The 21,731-nt window shown below is 63.3% G+C and carries 22 protein-coding genes; 19 read left to right on the top strand and 3 right to left on the bottom strand.

Features of this window, described 5'->3' with window-relative positions; translation table 11 throughout:
- Positions 1–190: 190 nt before the first annotated feature.
- Entirely contained in the window at positions 191–1,285 is a 1,095-nt protein-coding gene (locus WG908_RS14860) for a replication initiation protein (RefSeq protein WP_179563646.1), read from the bottom strand.
- Positions 1,286–2,035: 750 nt separating this feature from the next.
- On the opposite strand from WG908_RS14860, the gene WG908_RS14855 reads away from it, so the two are divergent.
- From WG908_RS14855 to arsH, 18 genes are all read left to right on the top strand, one after another.
- Positions 2,036–2,356 (top strand): single-stranded DNA-binding protein, encoded by a 321-nt coding sequence (locus WG908_RS14855; protein WP_179563629.1) that lies wholly within the window; start codon positions 2,036–2,038, stop codon positions 2,354–2,356.
- An 80-nt stretch (positions 2,357–2,436) separates the two neighbouring features.
- Positions 2,437–3,336: a DUF7146 domain-containing protein gene (locus WG908_RS14850; protein WP_179563630.1), complete on the top strand. Its 900-nt coding sequence runs from the start codon at positions 2,437–2,439 to the stop codon at positions 3,334–3,336.
- Between the two features lie 69 nt (positions 3,337–3,405).
- Positions 3,406–7,623, top strand: coding sequence for a strawberry notch-like NTP hydrolase domain-containing protein (locus WG908_RS14845; protein WP_179563631.1), 4,218 nt, complete (start codon positions 3,406–3,408; stop codon positions 7,621–7,623).
- Between the two features lie 123 nt (positions 7,624–7,746).
- Entirely contained in the window at positions 7,747–9,810 is a 2,064-nt protein-coding gene (locus WG908_RS14840; protein ID WP_179603874.1) for a ParB/RepB/Spo0J family partition protein, read from the top strand.
- Positions 9,811–9,942: 132 nt separating this feature from the next.
- Positions 9,943–10,872, top strand: a complete 930-nt coding sequence (locus tag WG908_RS14835; protein ID WP_218868281.1) for an ArdC family protein — start codon at positions 9,943–9,945, stop codon at positions 10,870–10,872.
- 131 nt (positions 10,873–11,003) lie between these two features.
- Complete coding sequence (locus WG908_RS14830; RefSeq protein WP_179563552.1) at positions 11,004–11,639, top strand: hypothetical protein; 636 nt, start codon at positions 11,004–11,006, stop codon at positions 11,637–11,639.
- Positions 11,640–11,664: 25 nt separating this feature from the next.
- Complete coding sequence (locus tag WG908_RS14825) at positions 11,665–12,276, top strand: DUF6927 domain-containing protein (RefSeq protein WP_179563553.1); 612 nt, start codon at positions 11,665–11,667, stop codon at positions 12,274–12,276.
- On the top strand, positions 12,269–13,192 hold the full coding sequence (locus WG908_RS14820; RefSeq protein WP_179563554.1) for a hypothetical protein: 924 nt from the start codon (positions 12,269–12,271) through the stop codon (positions 13,190–13,192). Before WG908_RS14825 ends, WG908_RS14820 begins: the two co-directional genes overlap by 8 nt.
- 26 nt (positions 13,193–13,218) lie before the next feature.
- Positions 13,219–13,665 carry a hypothetical protein gene (locus WG908_RS14815; RefSeq protein ID WP_179563555.1) on the top strand — a complete coding sequence of 149 codons (447 nt, stop codon included), beginning with the start codon at positions 13,219–13,221 and terminating at the stop codon, positions 13,663–13,665.
- Positions 13,666–13,908: 243 nt separating this feature from the next.
- The gene (locus tag WG908_RS14810; RefSeq protein ID WP_179563556.1) at positions 13,909–14,856 is read left to right on the top strand and encodes a DUF2493 domain-containing protein; all 948 of its coding nucleotides are present in this window, start codon (positions 13,909–13,911) and stop codon (positions 14,854–14,856) included.
- A 230-nt stretch (positions 14,857–15,086) separates the two neighbouring features.
- On the top strand, positions 15,087–15,713 hold the full coding sequence (locus tag WG908_RS14805) for a hypothetical protein (protein WP_340187294.1): 627 nt from the start codon (positions 15,087–15,089) through the stop codon (positions 15,711–15,713).
- Positions 15,714–16,203: 490 nt separating this feature from the next.
- Positions 16,204–16,617, top strand: coding sequence for a single-stranded DNA-binding protein (locus WG908_RS14800; protein WP_056366854.1), 414 nt, complete (start codon positions 16,204–16,206; stop codon positions 16,615–16,617).
- A 101-nt stretch (positions 16,618–16,718) separates the two neighbouring features.
- Entirely contained in the window at positions 16,719–17,051 is a 333-nt protein-coding gene (locus tag WG908_RS14795; protein ID WP_179563557.1) for an ArsR/SmtB family transcription factor, read from the top strand.
- A gap of 11 nt (positions 17,052–17,062) precedes the next feature.
- Positions 17,063–17,584, top strand: a complete 522-nt coding sequence (locus WG908_RS14790; RefSeq protein WP_179563558.1) for an arsenate reductase ArsC — start codon at positions 17,063–17,065, stop codon at positions 17,582–17,584.
- Positions 17,581–18,015, top strand: a complete 435-nt coding sequence (gene arsC, locus WG908_RS14785; RefSeq protein ID WP_149523984.1) for an arsenate reductase (glutaredoxin) — start codon at positions 17,581–17,583, stop codon at positions 18,013–18,015. Before WG908_RS14790 ends, arsC begins: the two co-directional genes overlap by 4 nt.
- A 3-nt stretch (positions 18,016–18,018) precedes the next feature.
- Positions 18,019–18,555: a GNAT family N-acetyltransferase gene (locus WG908_RS14780; RefSeq protein ID WP_179563559.1), complete on the top strand. Its 537-nt coding sequence runs from the start codon at positions 18,019–18,021 to the stop codon at positions 18,553–18,555.
- Positions 18,552–19,619: an ACR3 family arsenite efflux transporter gene (gene arsB, locus WG908_RS14775; protein ID WP_179563560.1), complete on the top strand. Its 1,068-nt coding sequence runs from the start codon at positions 18,552–18,554 to the stop codon at positions 19,617–19,619. The genes WG908_RS14780 and arsB overlap by 4 nt, the downstream gene beginning before the upstream one ends.
- Positions 19,616–20,395 (top strand): arsenical resistance protein ArsH, encoded by a 780-nt coding sequence (arsH, locus tag WG908_RS14770; RefSeq protein ID WP_315975836.1) that lies wholly within the window; start codon positions 19,616–19,618, stop codon positions 20,393–20,395. Before arsB ends, arsH begins: the two co-directional genes overlap by 4 nt.
- 32 nt (positions 20,396–20,427) lie before the next feature.
- Here arsH and WG908_RS14765 read toward each other — a convergent pair whose 3' ends face one another.
- Positions 20,428–20,856 (bottom strand): thermonuclease family protein, encoded by a 429-nt coding sequence (locus WG908_RS14765; protein ID WP_261937559.1) that lies wholly within the window; start codon positions 20,854–20,856, stop codon positions 20,428–20,430.
- Positions 20,857–20,884: 28 nt separating this feature from the next.
- Entirely contained in the window at positions 20,885–21,145 is a 261-nt protein-coding gene (locus tag WG908_RS14760) for a hypothetical protein (RefSeq protein WP_340187293.1), read from the bottom strand.
- A gap of 407 nt (positions 21,146–21,552) precedes the next feature.
- Between WG908_RS14760 and WG908_RS14755 the strand changes: the two genes are divergently transcribed.
- A complete protein-coding gene (locus tag WG908_RS14755; protein WP_021243491.1) occupies positions 21,553–21,717 on the top strand; it encodes a hypothetical protein in 165 nt (54 codons plus the stop codon).
- The last annotated feature ends 14 nt before the right edge of the window (positions 21,718–21,731 follow it).

The raw sequence follows: 21,731 nt of genomic DNA, 5'->3' as shown, positions 1-21,731 counted from the left end.
AGGGCGCCCCTTTGCGAAACTGGGGGCATAGTAGCGCTACTTGCGCTTTTTCGTCAAATAGAAGCGAAATTTCGAAAGTGGGGCGCTGCTATGGACGACAATAGCGGCGAAAGCGGTGGCCAAACGCCCTAGCAGGCGGCCCATCCTGACTCGGTGGGGGCATGACGAAATTGCACCGGTGCAATTTCGCTTATGGTCGCCCCCGTCGGGCGACGAAGCTCTCGCAAAAGCCCGTCCACGAACTCGTGAGTTTCGCGCCCTTGAGCTTCGCCAGACGGTCGCCCATCTGCTGGCGATAGGCGTCAGCGATAAGATCGATATCCCAGCCACCGCCATGCGACCGGGCGATGGTCGCCAAGCCTTCCGCGTTGAATCGGATCGTACCTTGCGGAAAGACGATCTCCGAACTTTTCTCCGGCGCGACCAGTGCGCTGATGGCGGCCTTCACGACCGATCCCACTTCCACCGTTTCGGCGACCGTTTCGACAGCGCCCTCCCGGCGTGCCTTGCGCCCCGTCGAGTGCCGCTCGATCTCATCGACGGTCGCGATCTGCGCCGGCGCATCCTTCGGCTCGAATCGAAACTCGATCTCGGTCACTGTTCGGCCCTGTCGTATCTCCTTCCACTCCACCCGGAAGTGGGCCAGCTGGTCGATCTCGGCCTTCGCCTTCTCGAGCACCTTGCGACGGAGCTGCGCGAAATCCTTATAAACGTCTGGCGAAATGCCCAGCGCTGCGCGCAGCGCCGCCATATCGCCCTTCCAGGTCGACTGGCGACGATGGAGCCGCAGCGATCCGATCTCATAAAGCTTGAGGGCATAGCTCGATCGAAAGCCGAGCACCGCCTGACGATTGAGGACGGCATAGCTCTCGGACTCCTGAATGAGCTTGCGCGCATCAGGCGTAAACTCCCATTCAATCCAGCCCGCATCCGCCCCGTCTGTATCTTCAGCCTCTTCGCGGGACGACGAGATCAGAGAAAAGCGCAGCGTAGCCTTCTTGCCGCGCCAAGATCGATCGTCGATCGCGAAGAGGGTGCGGTGAAGTTCCTCCAGCATGTCGGAGATACGTTCGTTACCCTTGTGACCGCGGCGAATATCCGCCTTGCGCATGCGATGCGGCCGGTCCTCCCAGGCATCCCCGCCTGCGGTCAGGATCATCAACGCGAGCAACCGGGACGCCGTCAGGCTCAGCGATTGGCCTTTCACGAACTTGATCTCAACGATGCTGCCGGGTTTGGCGAATTCCTCGCCACCCTTCGCCTGCAAGGCCGCCGCAACGCGCATGGCACGGCCCGGCGCCGAATCGGCTTGCGCCTCTTGCGCTGCTTCGGCGCTTAGATTTTCCGCATGTTCCATGTCATATAGGCCGAGCGCATATTGGGCAGATTCGCCTAATTGCTGCCTGACCTGTCCTCGCTCGTCAAGTCAGGGCAGGCTGAAACACTTTTGTCGCCCCCATCCGGTCAGGTTGGAATCATGCGGCGCTTCCGCAAAAGCCGTGAGATTCCGCCGAGTCGCAATGCGATTCGGGTTCTGCCCGTTTTCGGCTCGCTCACGCGCGATAAACGCGCCAGAATGCCGTAGTTCCAAAGCGCGGGATCGCCAGATGCTCTCGCCCCCAATCGGTCAGGATAGCCCCAATAGGTCAGCTATCTCCCCCCGACCGGTCAGGATGACGCCCCCGCCGGGTCAGGTAAAATCCCCCGCGCGGTCAGGATAAACGCGACAGATCATTGAAATTGCAGACCTTTTCGGCACCGAATCTGAATCACTTAGAATCATGAATCCTTCCGCTGCGAGCAGCGGCGTTGTTTTAGAGTGATTCTAAAAGACCAAGCAGGCGATTCGCTGTGCCTCTCTGGTCGGACAGCGTAACCCATCCCCCTAGCTGGGGGGATACCTCCAGATCAGTGTTCCACGATAGCATCACGGTCTCGATCCTCGGCAGCTCCGCCCTGCGACGAGATCCTCAGCGAACCGATCGTAGCTGCATTACCGCTCGTCGCCGCTGGGCAGACGCAGTGAGGAGGTCGCATGATCAATTTTGCCAAATTCGAGATCATCGGACGGATCGGTGAAATCGACGCCAAGCCCAAGGTCACGAACATCTCAGTATGCGCGAACTATCGCCGCCGCGGAGAAGGCGATCAGTGGATCGAGGATAGCTACTGGAACCGAGTCGTCATCTTCAGCGACGGCCAGCGTAAATATATCGATGAGAAGGCCCAGGTTGGCGATCTCGTACGGATTGCCGGACGGCTCCGTGACACCTCCTACGAGCGCGACGGCACCACCCACTACACGACCGACCGGATCGTCGAGGAGTTCGGTGTGCTCGCGACCAAGGCAGCATAGATCGCAGGAGGCAGCGCCGATCGCCAAGAGGAGAGGGGGCATGCGCGGAGCGACCTTGGATTTCGACAGGAGTTTCGCCCATGCCCGCCACCATCGATGCAGCAGTCCGCGCCAAACAAATCGTCGAGAGCTTGGGTGGACGCTGGTCAGGATCGCGCGGAGAGTGCCGCTGCCCCGCCCATGATGATCACTCGCCTAGCCTTTCGGTCCGCCTGGGCACCAAGGCGATCCTGTTCAAATGTTTCGCGGGATGCACATCGACCGATATCCTCAAGGCTCTGGATCGTCAGGGATTGCACGATCGGGTGCCGGTTCACGTCGAACCACGCGCGCCGGCGCGCGATCTGAGCGGCTTGGCTAGGTCATTGTGGCAGCACAGTATCCCCATCGCCGGCACACCGGCTGAAGCCTATCTTCATGCCCGGGGCCTTTACGCGCCCACGTCCGACCTTCGCTTCAACCCACAGACGATCATAGGGAAGGGGAAGGATCGGCGATCCCTTCCCGCAATGATCGCCGCAGTGAGAAACGAGTTGGGCCTGGTCGCGGTCCACCGGACCTTTCTCGATCCCACAGACATTTTGCGGCGCCCCTTCCGCAAACCCAAGCTGGCGCTGGGTCTGCTCGGCTCTGGCAGCGTGCGCTTTGGTGAGCCAGATGATGTTCTGGGCATAGCCGAGGGGATCGAGGATGCCCTGTCCGCCATCGACTGGTTCCAATTGCCGGTCTGGGCCGTGCTTGGTGCCGAGCGCTACGCTCATGTCGGCATACCGTCGCATGTGAAGCGCGTCATCGTGTTCGGCCAGCGGAACACGGCGGCGAAGATCTGCCTGAAGAGGGCAGGGGAGCACCTCAGCGCCAACGGGCGAAGGGTCGAGGAATGGCTCCCATCCGAGCATGATGATTGGAACGATGCTCTGCGCGATCGGCTTGCCCGCAACGCTGTTCCTCGCACCGTGATCCAAACGCACTCCCACTGAAGAGAGGAGAGGAGGCCTCCGGCTTGTTGATCCGGTGATGGGCACCGGGCGATGCAATGGAGGCTTACAATGCGCACCTCAGCCGCTGCTCTCGAACTCGATTTCACCGAACCATCCATCACTGCTGCGAAGGCGATCTGTGCCGTGCTGCGCCAGGGCGGCGGCCTGGACCGGCCTGGCCTGCTCCGGAAGATGGAAACCGCCTATGGTTCAACCGCTGCCGATGGGCATTGGTCACTCCGCGACGCCTATGATGTGCTGGAGCTGGCCCAGGTCCTGCACCTCGCCACGCTTGACCTGCCGCAAGAGACGGCTGAGTGTCTTGCGGCCCTGACCGCGCTCACCGCATCGCTGCCGACGCATAGTGTGCGCAGCGAAGAACAGATCGCGCTCCAGCAATTTTCGACACCGGCCGCGATTGGCTATCTTGCCGCGCTCGCCGCTCGCATTACCGCCGCGGATACCGTCCTGGAACCCTCTGCCGGCACCGGGCTCCTCGCGGTCTTCGCCGCTCGCGTTGGCGCCAAGCTTGTCCTCAATGAGATCGATCCCGCGCGTGCCGCTATGCTCGAGGCAGCATTTCCCACCGCACCGGTCAGTCGCCACGATGGTGAGCTCATCCACGATCTGCTGCCGCTGTCGATCCGCCCGACCACCGTACTCATCAACCCGCCCTTTTCCCGCAGCATGGGCAGGCATGCCGACCCGCTTGCCGCGTTCCGTCATCTGCGCGCCGCTTTGAAGCGGCTTGGTGCCGGGGGGCGCTGCGCCGCTATCCTTCCCGATCGCGTGGACACATCAAGCCGCGCCTGGACGAAGGCGACCGAGGGTTGCGCGATCACGCTCCACGTCGAACTGCCCGCGAATGCCTACGTCAAACATGGCACCAGCCAGATCGTGAAGCTGATCGTTCTCGAAAAAGGCTCCCAGGACGACGTCGCCCTCATCCGGTGCAGCTCGCTGGCCGAGGTGCTCGCGGCGATCAGCACGTCGGCTACCAGCCTTACGGCAACCCCGCGATGCTCGCCAGTGCGCCTTGCACCAACCCGTGCGCACGGATCCTTGCTCGGCGGTCTTTCGAGCAGGCCCCGGCTTTCGGCCCCGATCGCGAAGGCCGCCCCGTCTCTCGGCGCTCTCGATATCGGCTACGATGTCTTTGCCGAACCCGTGCCGACTGGCGAGGCGGTCGGTGTCTACTTGCCGTACCGGCCGAGCCGCATCGCCATTCCCTATGCATCAGCGCATCCGACCGCCTTGGTGGAATCGATCGCCATGGGCTCGATTACGGCACCGCGGCCCTCGTACGTTCCCAAGCTGCCCACCCGCGTTGTCGCAGACCGGGTGCTGTCCGACGCTCAGCTCGAAACCCTGATCTATGCCGGTGACGCCTTTGAGCGAGACATTTCTGGCCTGTTCAAGGCGGCCGAGGAAGGATTGTCGCTCGCGCCCGACCAGGACGGCCGACCTTATCGGACGGGGTTCTTCCTTGGCGACGGCACGGGTGCCGGCAAGGGCCGTCAGGTTGCGGCCATCATCCTCGACCAGTGGCTGCGCGGGCGCCGCAAGCATATCTGGATATCCAAGACCGAGACGCTGCTCGAGGATGCACGTCGCGACTGGACCGCGGTCGGCGGTCTCGCGCTCGACATCCAGCATCTCAATCAGTGGAAACTCGGCACGCCGATCGGCGCGGCCGAGGGGGTGCTATTTCTCACCTATGCGACGCTGCGCTCCAACCGCGGCGACAAGGGCACCCGTCTTCAGCAGATTCTCGACTGGGTCGGTGACGATTTCGACGGCATAATGGTGTTCGACGAGGCGCACGAAATGGCGGGTGTCGCCGGCGGAGAAGGCCGTTTCGGCACCAAGGACGGCTCCGATCAAGGCATCGCCGGCGTGCGCCTGCAAAATCTGCTGCCTCGCGCCCGCGTCCTCTACGTGTCCGCAACCGGCGCGTCGGACGTCAACAATCTCGCTTATGCCACCCGGCTTGGCCTGTGGGGTCCGACCACCGCCTTCGCCGATCGCCGCGCCTTCGTCGACAGTTTGCGTCGTGGCGGGATTGCGGCCATGGAATTGATCGCACGCGACCTGAAGATGCAGGGCCTCTACGTCGCCAGGGCGCTCAGTTTCGCCGGTGTCGAATATGACATCCTCGAACATCGCCTTACGCCCGACCAGATCGAGGTCTATGATGCCTATGCCGATGCGTGGGCGATTATCCACGCCAATTTGCGCACCGCGCTCGATGCCACCCGGGTGACGGACAGCTTTTCCAACGACACCTACAACAGCGGCGCGAAGGCCGCTGCCCTGTCGATCTTCGAATCCACCAAGCAGCGTTTCTTCGGCCAGATCCTGATCGGCATGAAGCTGCCATCGCTGATCCCGGCGATCCGTGCGGATCTGGCCCGGGGCGAGAGCGTCGTGATCCAGCTGGTCTCGACGTCCGAGGCGATGCTCAACCGGGCACTGGCCGCGCTGAATGCCGAGGATCGGGCGAATCTGGACATCGAGCTTTCACCCAAAGAGTTCGTCATGTCCTATCTCACGGCGGCCTTTCCAGTCCGACAGATGAAGACCTTCGTCGATGACACTGGCAAGACCCGCTCGGAGCCGATGTCCGACGAGGAAGGCCGTCCCATCTTCAGCCAGGAGGCGATCGAGATGCGCGACAATCTCGTCGAGCGGTTCTGCTCACTGCCGATCGTAGGGTCCGCCCTTGATCATATCATCGGGCATTTCGGGAGCGATGCGGTCGCCGAGGTTACGGGACGCAGCCGGCGTATCGTCGTCGACGCGCACGGTCGCCAGCGTATCGAGAGCCGTTCGCTGCGAACAAACCTTGCCGAGACCGACGCCTTCATGCGGAACGAGAAGAAGATCCTGATCTTCTCGGATGCAGGCGGCACTGGGCGCAGCTATCACGCCAGCCTCACCGCCGAGAACCAGTCGCGCCGCAACCATTATCTGCTCGAGCCCGGTTGGCGCGCTGACGCGGCCATCCAGGGTCTTGGCCGTACCCACCGCACGCATCAGGCAACCGCGCCGCTGTTCCGTCCGGTATCGACCGACTGCCGCGGCGAGCGGCGCTTCATCTCGACGATCGCCCGCCGACTCGACAGCCTTGGCGCCCTGACACGGGGCCAGCGCCAGACGGGCGGCCAGGGTCTGTTCGACCCGCGGGACAATCTTGAAAGCGACTATGCCAAGGAATCCCTCGAAACATGGTTCCGCCTTTTGGCCGACGGCAAGCTGCGCTCGACCACACTCGACGAATTCCAGACCCTCACCGGACTTGAGCTGGAGGGCGAAGGCGGCGGGCTGAAGGAGGAGCTGCCGCCCATTCAGCGCTGGCTCAATCGCATTCTCGCGCTGCGCATCACGCTGCAGAATGCGATCTTCGATGAATATCTCGGTCTGATCGAGGCCCGGATCGAGGCGGCGCGCGAAGCCGGCACGCTCGATCTTGGTGTCGAGAGCATCAATGCCGAACGCATCACCATCCTCGATCGCACGGTGATCCGGCGCGACGAGACGAGCGGCGCGGAAACCGAGATACTGCGCCTCGAAACGGAGGAGCGCTACAAGCCGCTCCCGCTGGACCGCGCGTTGCGGATCCTCGGCGACGACGCGCGCCCGATCGTTAATCGCAAGTCCGGCAGGGCCGCGATCCGGTGCAGCACCTATTCGCTCACCGACGACGATGGCGAGATCGTTCGCCGCTACGAGTTGGTTCGACCGACCCGTTCCGAGCGGATGCGGCAAGACTTGCTGCTCGAAACGATGTGGGAAGAGACCAGCGAGGAGGAATTTTCGGCGCTGTGGCAGGCCGAGGTAGAGGAGATGCGGGACAAGACCCGCACCAGCACGCTCTATTTGGTCGCGGGCCTGCTCCTGCCGGTCTGGGATCGCCTGCCCGACGATCATGTTCAGGTCTGGCGGCTGAACACCGATGACGGCCAGTCCTTCCTCGGCCGGATCGTCCCTGCACCGCTGGTGTCGAAGCTCGCGGACGCCTTCGGGATCAATGCCGCCATCACCGTGTCGGGCGACGATACCGCAAAGCATGTGATGACGACCGGCGAGATATCGTCCGTCGGAGCCTACCGGCTCAAGCGCAGCCTGGTCGCCGGCCAGCAGCGCCTCGAACTGCTCGATTGGCCGCACACGCGGCTTGCCGAACTCAAGGCGGCGGGCTGTTTTACCGACATCATCCAGCACAGGACGCGGATGTTCGTGCCCGTCGCGTATGCCGCCGCCGTCATCGAGCGCATCACCGCCTGACGATCCAGGTCCTCTCTCCGCGCTCAGCGCAGGAGAGGGGAGGGAGCCTTCGGCTTTGTGGGCCTGATGAGCAGGCTCGCGTGACCGCCGAGGCGGCGCGCCAGTTCCAGATGGAGACAACCGATGATCCAGTCCGTGAAGGTCAAGAACCTCTCGCTGTCCAAGGACAATGTCCGCAAATCCAGCCGTGAGGCCGGTATCGACGCCCTCGCTGCCAGCATCGCAACCCAAGGCTTGTTGCAGAACCTCATCGTTACCCCGCTCAAGAAGGCGGGCCATTTCACCGTCAAGGCGGGCGGGCGCCGGCTGCGCGCACTCCAGAGCCTGATCGAACAGGGCACGTTGCCTGCCGACCATGTCGTGCCTGTCCTCGTCCTTACCGACGACGACAACTCGGTCGAGGCGAGCCTCACCGAGAACTTCCAGCGCGTTCCGATGAACCCGGCGGATGAAAGCACCGCGTTCAACTTCCTCATCCAGAAGGGGATGACCGCCGAGGACGTGGCCAAGCGACAGGGCGTCACCACCCGCTTCGTCGAGCAGCGGGTGCGGCTTGCCGAGCTCGCGCCGAGCGTGTTCCAGGCGCTCGCCGCCGGTGAAATTACCCTGGGTGTCGCCCAGGCCTATGCCGTGACGAGCGACATCGATCGTCAGGCGCGCGTCTTCACGCAGATGAGCACTTCCTATTACGGCGATCAGCCCGACAACATCCGGCGTGCGATCCTCAACGGCACGATCAAGGCGAACGATGCCAAGGCGCGGTTCGTCGGTCGCGATGCCTATGTTGCGGCAGGCGGCCGCATCGAGGGTGATCTCTTTGCCGCCGAGGGGGACGAGAACTGGATCGACGTCGATCTTCTCGAAGATCTTGCCAGCAAAAAGCTGGAAGCGGCCGCTGCCGAACTCGCGCAGGCGGAGGGCCTCGCGTTCGTGACGCCGATCGCTGCCACTCACGTTCCCTATGATCTCGAGCGTCAACTTCATGAATTTCACGCGCCCGCGCGGCCGCTCAGCGAGGAGGAAAGTGCGCGTGTCGAAGCGCTTTCGGCCGAAAATGACCAACTCGTCGAGCAGCTTGAGTGTGAACTGGCCGACGGGACGCCGGAAGCGGAAGCGGCGAACGATCGCCTCGACGAGATCGAACGGGAGCTTGAGGGCATCGAGGATTCCCGTCGCGAGATCGATCCGGCGGTCCGGGCGCAGATCGGGACGTTCGTCTATATCGGTGGCGATGGCGAAGCCCGCGTTCACACCCGCATGTTCAGCGAGAAGCCCGTTGTCGATCCCAATGCTCCGCCCAAGGCGACGGGCGGTGCCAATGGAGATGATGGTGCCGGCGACATCGATCATGGACCCAAGCTCAGCGCTACGCTGATCGACGAACTGGCGACCCAGCGCCGGCAGATCCTCGTCGCCCATATCGCCAGCGATCCAGCGATGGCGCTGGACCTCACCATCTTCCTGATGGCGCAGAATGTCGTCTTCGAGCAGAACTACGTCCGCACCCACTCGACGCTCAAGTCCGGCGGCGCGCAATTTCCGATCTTCGGCTTCCGCGACGAAGGGTCGATGGCGTCGCAGACCATCGAGGATCAGCGCCAGCGTCTCGATACGAGCTGGGCCGGTCACAAGACCATGACCGAGCGTTTCGAAGCCTTTCGTGCGCTCGACGACGAGGCCCGCGGCAGTTGGGTGGCCTTCTCGATCGCCCGTACGCTGGAACCGAGCCTGAACATTGCCGAGGGCGGACGGTCCAACGGGTTCCATGACCATCTTGGTCGAGCGCTCGACATTCAGGTCGAGCATTGGTGGCGCCCCACGGCCGAGAACTTCTTCGGCCGCGTCAAAAAGGAGGTCATGCTCGCCGCGCTCGAGGACATTGGCGGGCCGATTCTGCGGGGGCGCTACAAGGACGCCAAGAAGGGCGACCTTGCCGCAACCTGCGCCTCGCTCTGCAACGGGCAGGGGATCGTTGAGGCCGAAATTCGCGAAAAGGCGACGGCCTGGCTGCCTGATGCCATGCGCTTCGACGCCATCGAGCAGCCCGAGACCATCGCGCTGCGCTCGACGTTCATCGACGAGGCCGATGATGTCGATCCCGGCGATGATAGTGATGATGTCGATGATGAGTCGGATCTGGAGGACGCGCCGCACGACGATCAGGAGGATTTGAGCGAGGCGGCCTGACGCCCGTTTGCACGGTTCGAGGCGACTGGGGGCGGCACTCTTCGCGGAGTGTCGCCCCTCCTTTTGTGCCCCGGCGGCAGGCTCTCTGAGGGGAGGGTGCTGGTCCGGGATCGCCTCTACCAGATCAGGAGAATGACCGTGGCAAAGACCACCGATAAACCGTCGCCTGCCGACACCATCACCAACGCGATCATCGACAAACTCGAATCGGGCGTACGCCCTTGGGTGAAACCGTGGCGGCCGGGCCTTGGCGGCCGTCCCCTTCGCGCGACCGGCGACCCGTATAAGGGCATCAATTGCTTCTGGCTGTGGCTCTGCGCCGAAGGCGCCGGCTATCATTCTCGCACCTGGATGACCTATAAGCAGGCACAGGCGCTGGGCGGCCAGGTCCGCGAAGGCGAGCGGTCGCAAATCGCCATCTTCTACAAATCCTACAGCAAAACCGTGGAGTCGCCCGTCACCGGCGACACCTCCGACGAAATGCGACGCGTGCTGCGATCCTACGCCGTCTTCAATGCCGATCAGATCGAGGGGCTGCCGGAGAAGTTTTATCCAAGCCCCCTCAGCGTGGTCGCCCCCGACGACGAGCTGCCGGCTCGCGCACAGCGCTTCCTCGATGTCCTTCCGGCGAGGGTTCACCAGTGCGGCGATCGGGCCTTCTACGACCGTGTTGCCGACAGCATCACGATGCCGCCCGTCGCGTTGTTTTCCACCCGTGCCTATTTCGCGTCGACCTTAGCGCATGAGGCAGGGCATTGGACCGGGCATCCTGACCGGCTCAACCGAGAATTCGGCAGGAAATTCGGCGACAACGCTTATGCTTTCGAAGAGCTTTGCGCCGAGATGACATCCGCCCTGCTTGGCGCGGATCTTGGCCTCCCGACCGCCCATATCGACGATCATGCAGCGTATATCGGCTCGTGGCTCGCGGTGCTGCGCAAGGATTCCCGCGCCATCATGACGGCTGCGGCAAAAGCCGAAGCGGCCGCCGCCTTTCTGCTCCGCGCAACTGGCCTCGCCACGTCGGACGTCGCCCAGGAACAGATCCGTGAAGCAGCATGATCGCGGCGATCGCCCGCCCAGACCCCGGCGGCTACCGCCGTTCAACGTAGCGCTCAGCCGCGGCAAGGACAGGGGAGGGGAGGGAGCCTTCGGCTTTTTGAGCGCGCCAGAGCGCTCAGAAGGAGGCTTCCATGCTCTACGATACGCTCTACCGCCACAATCAGGCCCTTTCCCCCGCCGGTCTGGAGCATCTGCCGGCGGCGCTCCACGCCCTCAACGCCGCCGTCGACGATTGTCAGCGTGCCGGCAAGCCTGTCGCCGGCGACGCGGCAATCCTTCTTCTCATCCGCCATCTGGCACACGTTGCCGAACGCGATACGCCCAGCGTGAACGTCCTTCGCCTCCGTTGCGAAGCGGATCGCCTGGCGGCCGCCGCCGCGCCAGCGCTGCTCGACATTGCCGGGAAGAGCGTCGGCGGAAACGACCACGCCAAACGTACCTTCCACTATCAGGCGCGTCGCGCGCTTGCACGTCTCGCCACGGCCATCGGCCTCGACGCGGACGACGCCCGTATCAACACCGTCATGGGTGCCGATCACGAAGACGGCACGACGGAGTTGCGCCACGCGGATATTGCCGTTCGCGTCGTCCCGCGCGGCTTCCTCCCGGACAGCGAGGTATCTATCATCCGCTGTCGCGACGGGCAGGAGGTTGGCAAGTCCCACCGCGCGCCAATCGCTGAATTGCTCGACGTGGCCGCGTTCCAGCGCCGGCTTGCCGGCACGCCCGTGGATATCGGCGCTGTGCGCCTCGCGGCCGCCGCCTGAACCCCGCAATTGCAGGAGATCCCTCATGGGTTGGCTCTTCATGCGCGACATGGGTGGCTACGCCACTGCGCGCTCCTATCTCGACAACCAGTTCACCTATGCGCACGCGGATCATCGTCTCACGGTTCTCGCGTCTTCGATGGTCGGTTCGACCTATTATGCGGCGTGCGAACGGATCGAGGCGTCCGGCGCTCGGGCCGTCTTCGCCGTCGTCTGCCTGACAAGGCAAAGTACCGGCGCGCGCGACGGCTGCACGTTCGGCTACAAAGATATGACGGAAAGGATGGGACCGTGCGAAAGCGACTGCCCCGCTGCAATTCTCGATGAATTGACCGAGACCGACAGCATCTACGCTTCCGAATGGCGCGCACGCTGTCGTGCCAACCTGGTTCGCCGCAGGCTCGAACGCGCGAAGCCGGCCCCGAAGCCGGGACAGACCATCGTCTTCGACGAACCCCTTCGTTTCAATGACGGCGAAGATCGCGACCGCTTCACGGTCATTGCCAATCCGAAGGGCAAGGCACCGCTCTTTCGCGATCCCATAACCGGCGCCGTGTGCCGGATCGCAAAGCTCAAGACGCGCGCATACCGGCTTATCAACCCGACCATCGTCCCGAAGGACTCGGCCGATGGTTGAGCGCGCGCCAGTGATCGCGGCCTGGGGCGCGGGCGTCGATTCCACCGCCATGATCATCGAGCTCGTCGAACGAGGCGAGCCGATCGATATGGTGCTGTTCGCCGATACCGGATCCGAGAAGACCGATACCTATGCGTTCATTCCGGTCTTTCGGCGTTGGATGGACCGTCACGATGTCGCGTCCGAGATAGTCCGCTACGAACCGCGAAATTTCAAGCATTGGCCGCCCTATGATAGCTTGGGCACCAACATGCTGACCAACGCTACCCTACCGTCCAAGGCATTTGGGCGGGGGTCGTGCTCGCTCAAATGGAAGGTGGCGCCGCAGGACAAGTGGACGGCGCAATGGGCGCCCGCGATACGGTGCTGGGGAGAAGGCGGACGTGTCGTTAAACTGATCGGCTATGACTGTTCCAGTGCCGATCAGCGACGCTATGCGCATGCCGAGGGACATGCCGACCCTCGCTATGACTATCGTTATCCCCTTCGCGAACTGGGCTGGACCCGGGCAGACTGCATTGCCCGTATTGAGCGTGCGGGCCTCCCTGTACCGCCCAAATCCTCATGTTTCTTCTGTCCTGCAATGCGGCCGCACGAGGTGGATGCGCTCTCCAAGGATGAGCTTCGCACCATCGTTTTGATGGAGGCCCGCGCAAAACCGCGCTTGCGCACGATCGAGGGCCTCTGGCGCAAGCCCGTTGTCGGGCGCGGCGGGGCGATACCGAGACCGGGCAATATCACCGCCTATATCCGTGCGCTCGGCCTTCTGCCACCGAGCGAGGTTGACCGGATCGTTGCCGATGCACCGCTCGCGCTGGTCGCCTTCCAGGCGGCGCAAGCGCGCAAACCCGTCGAGCAGCGCATGTCGATGGCGCGCTGGCTCGACGCATTCCACCGGGGTCAGTCCGCAGGCTGACCCCCTCACTAGCTACGGAGACTCTCATGGCCGATCGCGCTTCTGTCGCGATCCGCATCGGCGGATCGCTGTCCCCTGACCTCCTTCCCGGCTTCTGCGCTGCCGTCGCGAGCGACGGCGCCTTCACGGATTGGGAGGGCACCGCGTTCGATCCGGACAATCTCGATACGAGCGTTCCCCTGTACCTGGCCGACCATGAGGTTGCCTGGGGCCGGTTCGAGGCGATCGAGACTTTCTGTGTCGATCATGCCCTTGTCTTCGCCCGCTGGGCTGGCGGCGCTCCTGGGGCGTTCGGCCCGGAGCGGGTGGTCTTTGACGGCACGACCGTTCAGCGTTTCAGCGCCTCGGACGATGACGAGATCCTGATCTCGGCGGAAACGGTGCGCGGTCTCGGCAGCTACGCGGCGGTGCTGTCGCAACTCGCAGCGGCGGAATTGGAGATACCCCCGTTCCGGATCGACGGCAGAGGCTGAGGGCAAAGCGAAACCGGTCTGTGTCGATACCTCCCCGCCAGAGGATGCCGCATATGGGCGCCCGCGAGGCGCTGGCAACCCGCGAACGGCGGGCCGAGTTGCCGTGTGCCACGGCTGCCCGCACCACCCCTTGTTCGCGAGTTTCCCTCGGCTGTGCCTCGGTGCCAGCCCCTCTTTTGCGAGCGCCCGGAGGATGCGCATCCGGCGGAGAGGCCGCCGGCACAGACAGAAAGGCTCGCTATCATGTCCACATCGCTTGCAGCCGCACTCGCGGCACTGGAGCTAGGGCACCTCGAACCCCGCGCTGAAGACCTCAGTGGCATGGCGCCGCCACCAACCGAGGCGCTGGAGCAGACCGTCACCGCAATCTGGAGCGATCTCTTCACGACGATGGGAAACACCACACTGGAGCGTGACATCGAAGACCTGGGCTGGGGCCTGGTGAACCTCTTCCACCGCGCCGCCGCCAAGAAACACGGACTGGTCGATCGGTTGACCGACGACATCCGCCTTCTCCTCGCCGAACAGGACGGCTCCGAAATCAGCACGGCCAATCTGGAGGAAAAGATCGATCTCGCCAAGAAGGTCGAGGAATCCGCTGGTGCCTTCGAGATCATGCGCGATGTCGCCGCCGCCCACTATATCCGCGAAACCGGGAGATCGTGGGTGCCGTCGTCCGGCAACCGCATCTCGCTCGGCGTCACCGCCGGGATCGTCGACGGCCATGCCTTCCTGCGGGCGCGCCGCGAGCGGGCTCTGAACGCCAACACCGCGCAGGGTACGCCGGTTGTGTTCGCCGGTGGCCGCCTCACCTTCGCCAACGACGACGATATGAAGACGTTCGCCGATAACCTGCTGGCCACCCTCAACAAGGTTCGCGCCCATGTCGGCGACATGTATCTCGTACACGGCGGCGATATGAAGGGTATCGAGCGGCTTGCAGCATCCTGGGCCGAGCAGAATGGCATCCAGCAGGTGCGGTTCGGTCTCGATCGCAAACTCGGGGATCGCGCGGGCTTCCGTCGCAACGAGCAGATGCTCTCGCTCAAGCCGCGGTTCGTGGTCGCCTTCCAGGGCAACGGCGTGACGGAGCGGCTTGTCATCGAAGCCAAGGCTCGGGGACTGCGTGTCGTTGATCGCCGCGGCCCATTGGGAAGCCCTCCTTCAGCTGCCCGTCGCGCTGCGGGCTGAAGCCGCGGGCCGCCGGTTTTCCGGCGGCCCTTTTTTCGCTGCGCTTACCGTCGTCCCCTGGAAATTTCCGCAGGCGAGAGGGGAGGGCGCCGAGGCCGTTTTTGGTGTCGTCGAGCAGCACTGGAACCCGTCGGCCGTTTTGGCGGCCGGGGCGCGGTTCAGAGTCCACCAGCCAACCGCGTTGCCGACGCTGCGCCGGCTGCCGCCCTACCACGAACTAGAGAGAGATGATGATGCGCGATTTGCATGATGAGGAACTGCGCGCTCTGCTGGCGTTCCGGCAGCGTCACGGGCGCTGCTGGAAGGCCGCGCTGCTGCTACGCTGGTCGGCCGGCACCGACACCGATGAACCGGGTTCGGCACATCTGCGCCATCTGCGCAATATCGCAGGGCCGCGCTGGTTGATCGGGCTTCCTGCCGCAACGCTCGATGACGCCGCGCGCCGTTTCGCCGGGATCGCGGATCCGGCGCTGATCGCCACTTTCATGGCGAATGCTATGGGATTTGCCCGCGGTGCGGCGGGTAGCGTGGAGATCGCCGCCGCGAGTGCCGCACATTCGCTGGCGATCGCGATCGAACTCGGCCTCAAAGCCTTTCTGATGAAGGTCGGCTATGCCGACGACTGGAACCGTGTCCATATTCGGCATGACCTCGAAAAGGCCCTGGCGCTTGCGATGGAGGCGGGCCTGTCCGACCTGCCTGCGGAATTGCCGGAACTCGCCGCGATCCTTTCGCCGGCCTATCGCCGCCACCAGATCGACGCCTTGTTCCGGGCCGGAGCATCACCCTTCGATATGGCCGACGCCTCTCACTGCGTCGATCGTCTCCTTGCCGTGATCCGAGCGCAGATCGCGTGACGGCGCACACCGCATCATCCTGTGCGCGGTTCGAAAAGGCGCTCGCCAATCCATGAAGCCGGGGAATGGGCGGGCCTGAAGCGTACCGTGCGTCAGACGGCCATTATGTCTGTTGCCGTGAGCGTTGCCTTCGCTTCGCTGCGGACGACAGTCCAAGGTGGGAAAAGCGCTGATGGCCGGTTGTGGGGTCTCTGCCTGGCGGGGACATGCCGCGGCGATAGGGCAAGGTTTCTGCACCGGTTCCCGGGTTTCATAGAACCAAAGCCACCATCCCTTCTTTTTGACCTGATCCCTAAGTCGGTCGTTCGGTCCTTCCAACCCGCTCCCCTTCGGGCCGAGTTGCCGTGTGCCACGGCTGCCCGCACCACCCCTTGTTTCGGGGTTCCCCTGCGCGGCTGACGCGCTCCGGTGGAAGCATCGCCCATGCCCGCCTTTTTCGGGGGTCAGTCGAAGGGACGGTCCCTTCGGCACCCAAAAAAGGAACCTCGACATGCAGAACCTCGTCATCCTCGCCGGCAATGTCGGCGCCACGCCGGAAGCCCGCACCACCCAGGGCGGCACCAAGATCACCCATTTCAGCCTCGCGACCTCGCGGCCCAAGCGCGACAGCAACGGCAAGATCGTCAAGGACGACAATGGCCGGCGGATCGAAGATACCGAATGGCACCGGATCACCTGCTTCAACGGCGTCGGCAAGACCGTCGAACAATATGTCGACAAGGGGATGAAGGTGATGGTGCGCGGCCGCATCCACTACACCCGCTGGACCGACAACGAGAATATCGAGCGGTACGGCGTCGAGATCATCGCCGACGAGGTGACCTTCCTCACCCGCGCCAAGCCCGCCAGTGGCGACCAGGGCGGCAATGACAGCTCGGTCGATGACGACGAAATTCCCTTCTGAAACCCGCGAAGGCCCGGTGGCAGCAACCACCGGGCCTTTTGCTGTGTCGGCATTCCTCTGCAGGGCTTGTCAGAAATCCATATATCCAATATTATCGATATATGGACAATGATTCTGCTATCAGCGCACTGGCGGCGCTTGCCCAAGGCACTCGCCTCGATGCGTTTCGCTTGCTGGTGCGTCATGAGCCCGATGGCCTGGCCGCCGGCGAAGTCGCCCGCCAGCTCAATATCCCCCAGAATACGATGTCATCGCATCTGGGCGGGCTTGCGCGTGCGGGCCTGATCCGTGCCGAGCGCCACAGTCGCCAGATCATCTACCGCGCCGACCTCGATCAGCTCAAGGCGCTGACCCTGTTCCTGGTCAAGGATTGCTGCGGGGGCAGGGCGGAACTGTGCGAGCCGCTGATCGCCGAGCTTGTTCCCTGCTGCTGACGGAGCCCTGCATGCCCGACCGTATTTATAACGTCCTGTTCCTGTGTACCGGAAACTCGGCGCGTTCCATTCTTGGCGAAGCGGTCATGAACAAGCTCGGCGAGGGGCGTTTCAGAGCCTATAGCGCCGGGAGCCAGCCAAAGGGGCAGGTCCACCCAATGGCATTGTCGGTGCTTCAGGGGCTCGGCTTCGATACCACCGATATGTGGTCCAAGAGCTGGGATGAGTTTGCCGGTGCCGGTGCGCCGCAGTTCGATTTCATCTTCACGGTCTGCGACAATGCAGCCGGAGAGACCTGTCCGGTATGGATCGGCCATCCCATGACAGCGCACTGGGGCATTGAAGACCCTGCCGCGATCGAGGGCGCGGGGCAACGCGAGGCCTTCCTGCAGGCGCTGCGCTATTTGCAGAATCGCATTGCGCTGTTTCTGGCGCTCCCGATCTCGAGCCTCGATGACATGGCGATGCGGCGCAAGCTCAAGGACATCGGACAGGGCGAAGGCGCGAGCGCCAAGGCGGAGGCGAGTGAATGACCGTGGACATCATCATCTACCACAATCCCGAATGCGGGACGTCGCGCAATGCGCTCGCGATGATCCGCAACGCCGGGATCGAACCGCATGTGGTCGAATATCTGAAGACGCCGCCTTCACGCAGTCAACTCGAAAGCCTGATCGCACGCGCCGGGATCGGCGCGCGTGCCTTGCTGCGCGAGAAGGGCACGCCCTTTGCGGACCTCGGCCTGGGCGATGAAGGTCTTTCCGATGCGGCGCTGATCGACGCAATGATGGCCCATCCCATCCTCATCAACCGTCCGCTCGTGGTCTCGCCGCTCGGCGTCAAGCTCTGCCGCCCTTCCGAAGCGGTGCTGGAACTCATCCCCGCGGCCCAACGCGGTGCTTTCGCCAAGGAAGACGGCGAGCAGGTCGTCGACGCTGCCGGTAACCGCGTCACGGCAGGCTGAACGATGGCAGCGTTCACGGTCCGACCGGCGGTCCTCGCCGACGCGCCGGCGATCGCCGCCATCTACGCCCATCATGTCCGGGAGGGCACCGCCAGCTTCGATACCAGCCCGCGCTCGGTGATGGAGACCGAAGCCAAGATTGATGCATGCTTGGCGAAAGGCTGGCCGTTCCTCGCCGCCCAGCAGGGCGGCCATGTTGTCGGCTATGCCTATGCCACGCAGTTTCGCGATCGGCCGGCCTATGCATCGAGCTGTGAGAACTCGATCTATATCGATCCCGGGCATCAGCGCCGAGGTGTCGGAAAGGCGCTGCTTGCTGCTCTGCTGACACAGGCCGAGGTGGCAGGATTTCGCCAGATGATTGCCGTCATCGGCGGGGGTGAAGCGGCATCGGTCGCCCTCCATGCCAAGCTCGGCTTCGAACATGCCGGCACGATGCGGTCGGTGGGACGCAAGTTCGGACGCTGGCTCGACACCATCTACATGCAGATCGCGCTGGGCGTCGGTGACGCCGCCCCACCGCTCAAGGAACCGCAATGACCCAGACCCGTCGACCACGGCTATCCTTTCTCGATCGCTATCTCACCTTGTGGATTTTTCTGGCGATGGCCCTGGGCGTAGGCCTTGGCACGAGCATCGAGGGTCTACCTGCCGCGATCAACGGCCTGTCCTGGGGCACCACGAATATACCGATCGCGATCGGCCTCATCCTGATGATGTATCCACCGCTGGCCAAGGTTCGCTATGAGGAGCTGCCGCGCGTCTTCGAGGACAAGCGGGTGCTGGCGATATCGCTTGTCCAGAACTGGATCATCGGCCCGGTGCTGATGTTCCTTCTGGCCGTCATCTTCCTGCGCGCCGAGCCAGCTTATATGACGGGTCTCATCTTGATCGGGCTGGCCCGATGCATCGCGATGGTTATTGTCTGGAACCAGCTTGCCAAGGGCGACAATCAATATGTCGCGGCGCTGGTGGCGTTCAATTCGATCTTCCAGATCCTGTTCTTCAGCCTCTATGCCTGGTTCTTCCTCGCCTTCCTGCCGCCCTTGTTCGGGCTGGAGGGCAGCGTCATCAACGTCAGTTTCTGGATCATCGCGCAAGCGGTCGCGGTCTACCTCGGTATCCCTTTCCTCGCGGGATATCTGACCCGGAAGGGTCTCGTCGCGGCCAAAGGGCGCGACTGGTACGAGGGCGTATTCCTCCCGAAGATCGGTCCGGTCACGCTCATCGCCCTCCTGTTCACGATCGTTGCGATGTTCAGCCTGAAGGGCAGCGAGATCGTCACGCTCCCGGGGGATGCCGTCCGCATCGCCATCCCGCTGACCATCTATTTCGTTGTCCAGTTCTCAATCAGCTTCTTCATGGGCAAGCTTATCGCCAGCGACTATCCACGCACGACGGCGGTGGCTTTCACGGCTGCGGGCAATAATTTCGAACTGGCCATTGCCGTCGCGATCGCCGCTTTCGGGCTGGCGTCCCCGGTCGCTTTCGCAGCCGTCATCGGCCCACTGGTGGAGGTGCCAGTGCTGATCCTGCTGGTGAATGTCGCCTTCTGGTTCGGTCGCCGCTGGTTTCCTGATACCGTGCCCGAGCAAGGCCGATGAGCGAGGACATCATGGCCTTTGAACGCCTGCGCCAGCTATCCGAGCCGGATTATCTGCCGGCTCTGAAGATGGCATTTGCCCGCCGAAGGCCCGCGCTTGGTCTCGGCCCGAACGATCCGCCGCCACGCATTCTTCTCCTCTATGGCAGCTTGCGGAAGCGATCCTACTCGCGGCTTGTGGTGGAGGAATCTGCGCGGCTTCTCCAGTTTTTCGGATGTGAAACGCGGATATTCGACCCTTCTGATCTGCCGCTTCCCGACCAGGTCGAAGGGGACGACCACCCGGCCGTTGCCGAACTACGGGCGCATTCCTTGTGGTCGGAAGGGCAGATCTGGTGCAGCCCGGAACGGCACGGGCAGATCACCGGTATCATGAAGGCCCAGATCGACCATCTGCCTCTGGCGTATCAGGGCATGCGCCCGACACAGGGGCGGACCCTGGCTGTGATGCAGGTCAGCGCGGGTTCGCAATCCTTCAACAGCGTCAACACACTGCGCATCCTTGGCCGATGGATGCGCATGTTCACGATCCCCAACCAGTCGAGCGTGGCCAAGGCGTTCGCCGAATTTGACGATGACGGCCGCATGAAGCCGTCGAGCTATTATGATCGCATCGTCGATGTGGTCGAGGAGCTTGTGCGCTTTACCGTCCTGCTGCGGCCGCATGCGGACCAACTCGTCGATCGCTATTCCGAACGGAGCGAAGCGGGCATTCAAGTAGATTCAACGAACGACCTCTCGTCGATCGCAATCGCGCCCCAAACCGTACAGGGATGAGCCGTTGGCATACGGCAGACCATCAGCCTCTGTCAGCGGCAATGGCCTGCCGCATAGCGCTGCCATCGCAGCACTGTACCCGTCGCGATCATGGCGCAACTCAGGTCGCCGATCCTCGGTGCAGAACACCAGGCCCCGGTGCGATCCCCTTTCGCGTTGCCGGTTGACCGGCATTGGAGCCTCGGGCCAGTGACAAGGATATGGCCGGTGCCGCTTCGGCCTCTAGCGCCGCCAAGCAATCGGACCAGCGCGTCCCGCGCGGCAATGCCGCTGGCGCGCGGGCAGGGTTGTCCCCGCCGGCATGAGCCGTCGATTTCGCGTGCCGCTATTCCGCCAAGCCGAATCCGTGGTCCCTCCCGGCACCAGACCGGTCCGTCACCGTCCCACACCCTGATGGGCGTGCAGGCGAACATCTGCCCGGCGGGGACGGTCGCGACAGCCAGAAGCAAGGCTATGAGCATCAGCGATGGGATCGGGACAAGCTGTTCGTCATGCGTCGGGGAAGAGCGGCAATGTCCCCGCTATCGCGGCGGGCTCGTCAGCGAGAATATCATAGCAGCGCAAACGGACCGCCAGATGCCGGGCCAGTTGCGCTACCGCACGCCGCCGTGCGGCCGCGTCACCGCAGCGAATATCCGTCACCAGTGCCGGCTCGGCGGTTGCGAGCGACACCTCGAGATGGAGGGCTAGGCTATCTTCATCGACTCGGAGCATGAGAGAAACATAGAACAAAAAAAGAACATACGGCAAGAGGCCACCCTCTATCCCGGCCTGCCGATCATCTTGGCAAGCGGCTATAGCCATGTCCTGGCCGACGAAGGAGCCAGCGGGTTCGCACTGCTCAACAAACCTTATTCGATGGATGAGCTCTCCAGCATCCTGCCCAAGACCGCGCGATCTGCGCAAGAGCCGACCCTGGAGACATTCTAGAAAGGTCGGTGCGAAGCCCAAATTCTGGCGTCAGGCGGGTCCACCCGCTCTTTGAGGCGCAATCCTTGTTCCGGCCGGCGGCCTTATGCGATCAACCCGTAAAGGGTCCGGTCGCTTGCGCTACGGCTTTTTGGCCGTTGGCAAAAAAGTGATCGCGGCCACCGGCCGAACACATCGGGCGCCAGTCGAGCGGGGATGAACCCGCCGGCTTGGCAAGGAGCCTCGATATGTTCACCGACATCAAGATCGCCCGCCTCCACGCGCTCGGCCTCTCCAGAACCCTCATGATTGCAACGATGGTCATCGGGATCGGTACGCAGTTCGCGGTCATCACCGCCGACGAGTTCGATGGCGACGTCGCGGTCATCAATGAATATGATCCGTTCAGCTGAAACCTTCAGGCGGG

The sequence above is a fragment of the Sphingobium anseongense genome, from assembly GCF_037725245.1.
Lineage (GTDB): Bacteria > Pseudomonadota > Alphaproteobacteria > Sphingomonadales > Sphingomonadaceae > Sphingobium.
Note: the sequence above shows the minus strand (reverse complement) of the source record. Positions and strands in the feature narration are given on the sequence as shown.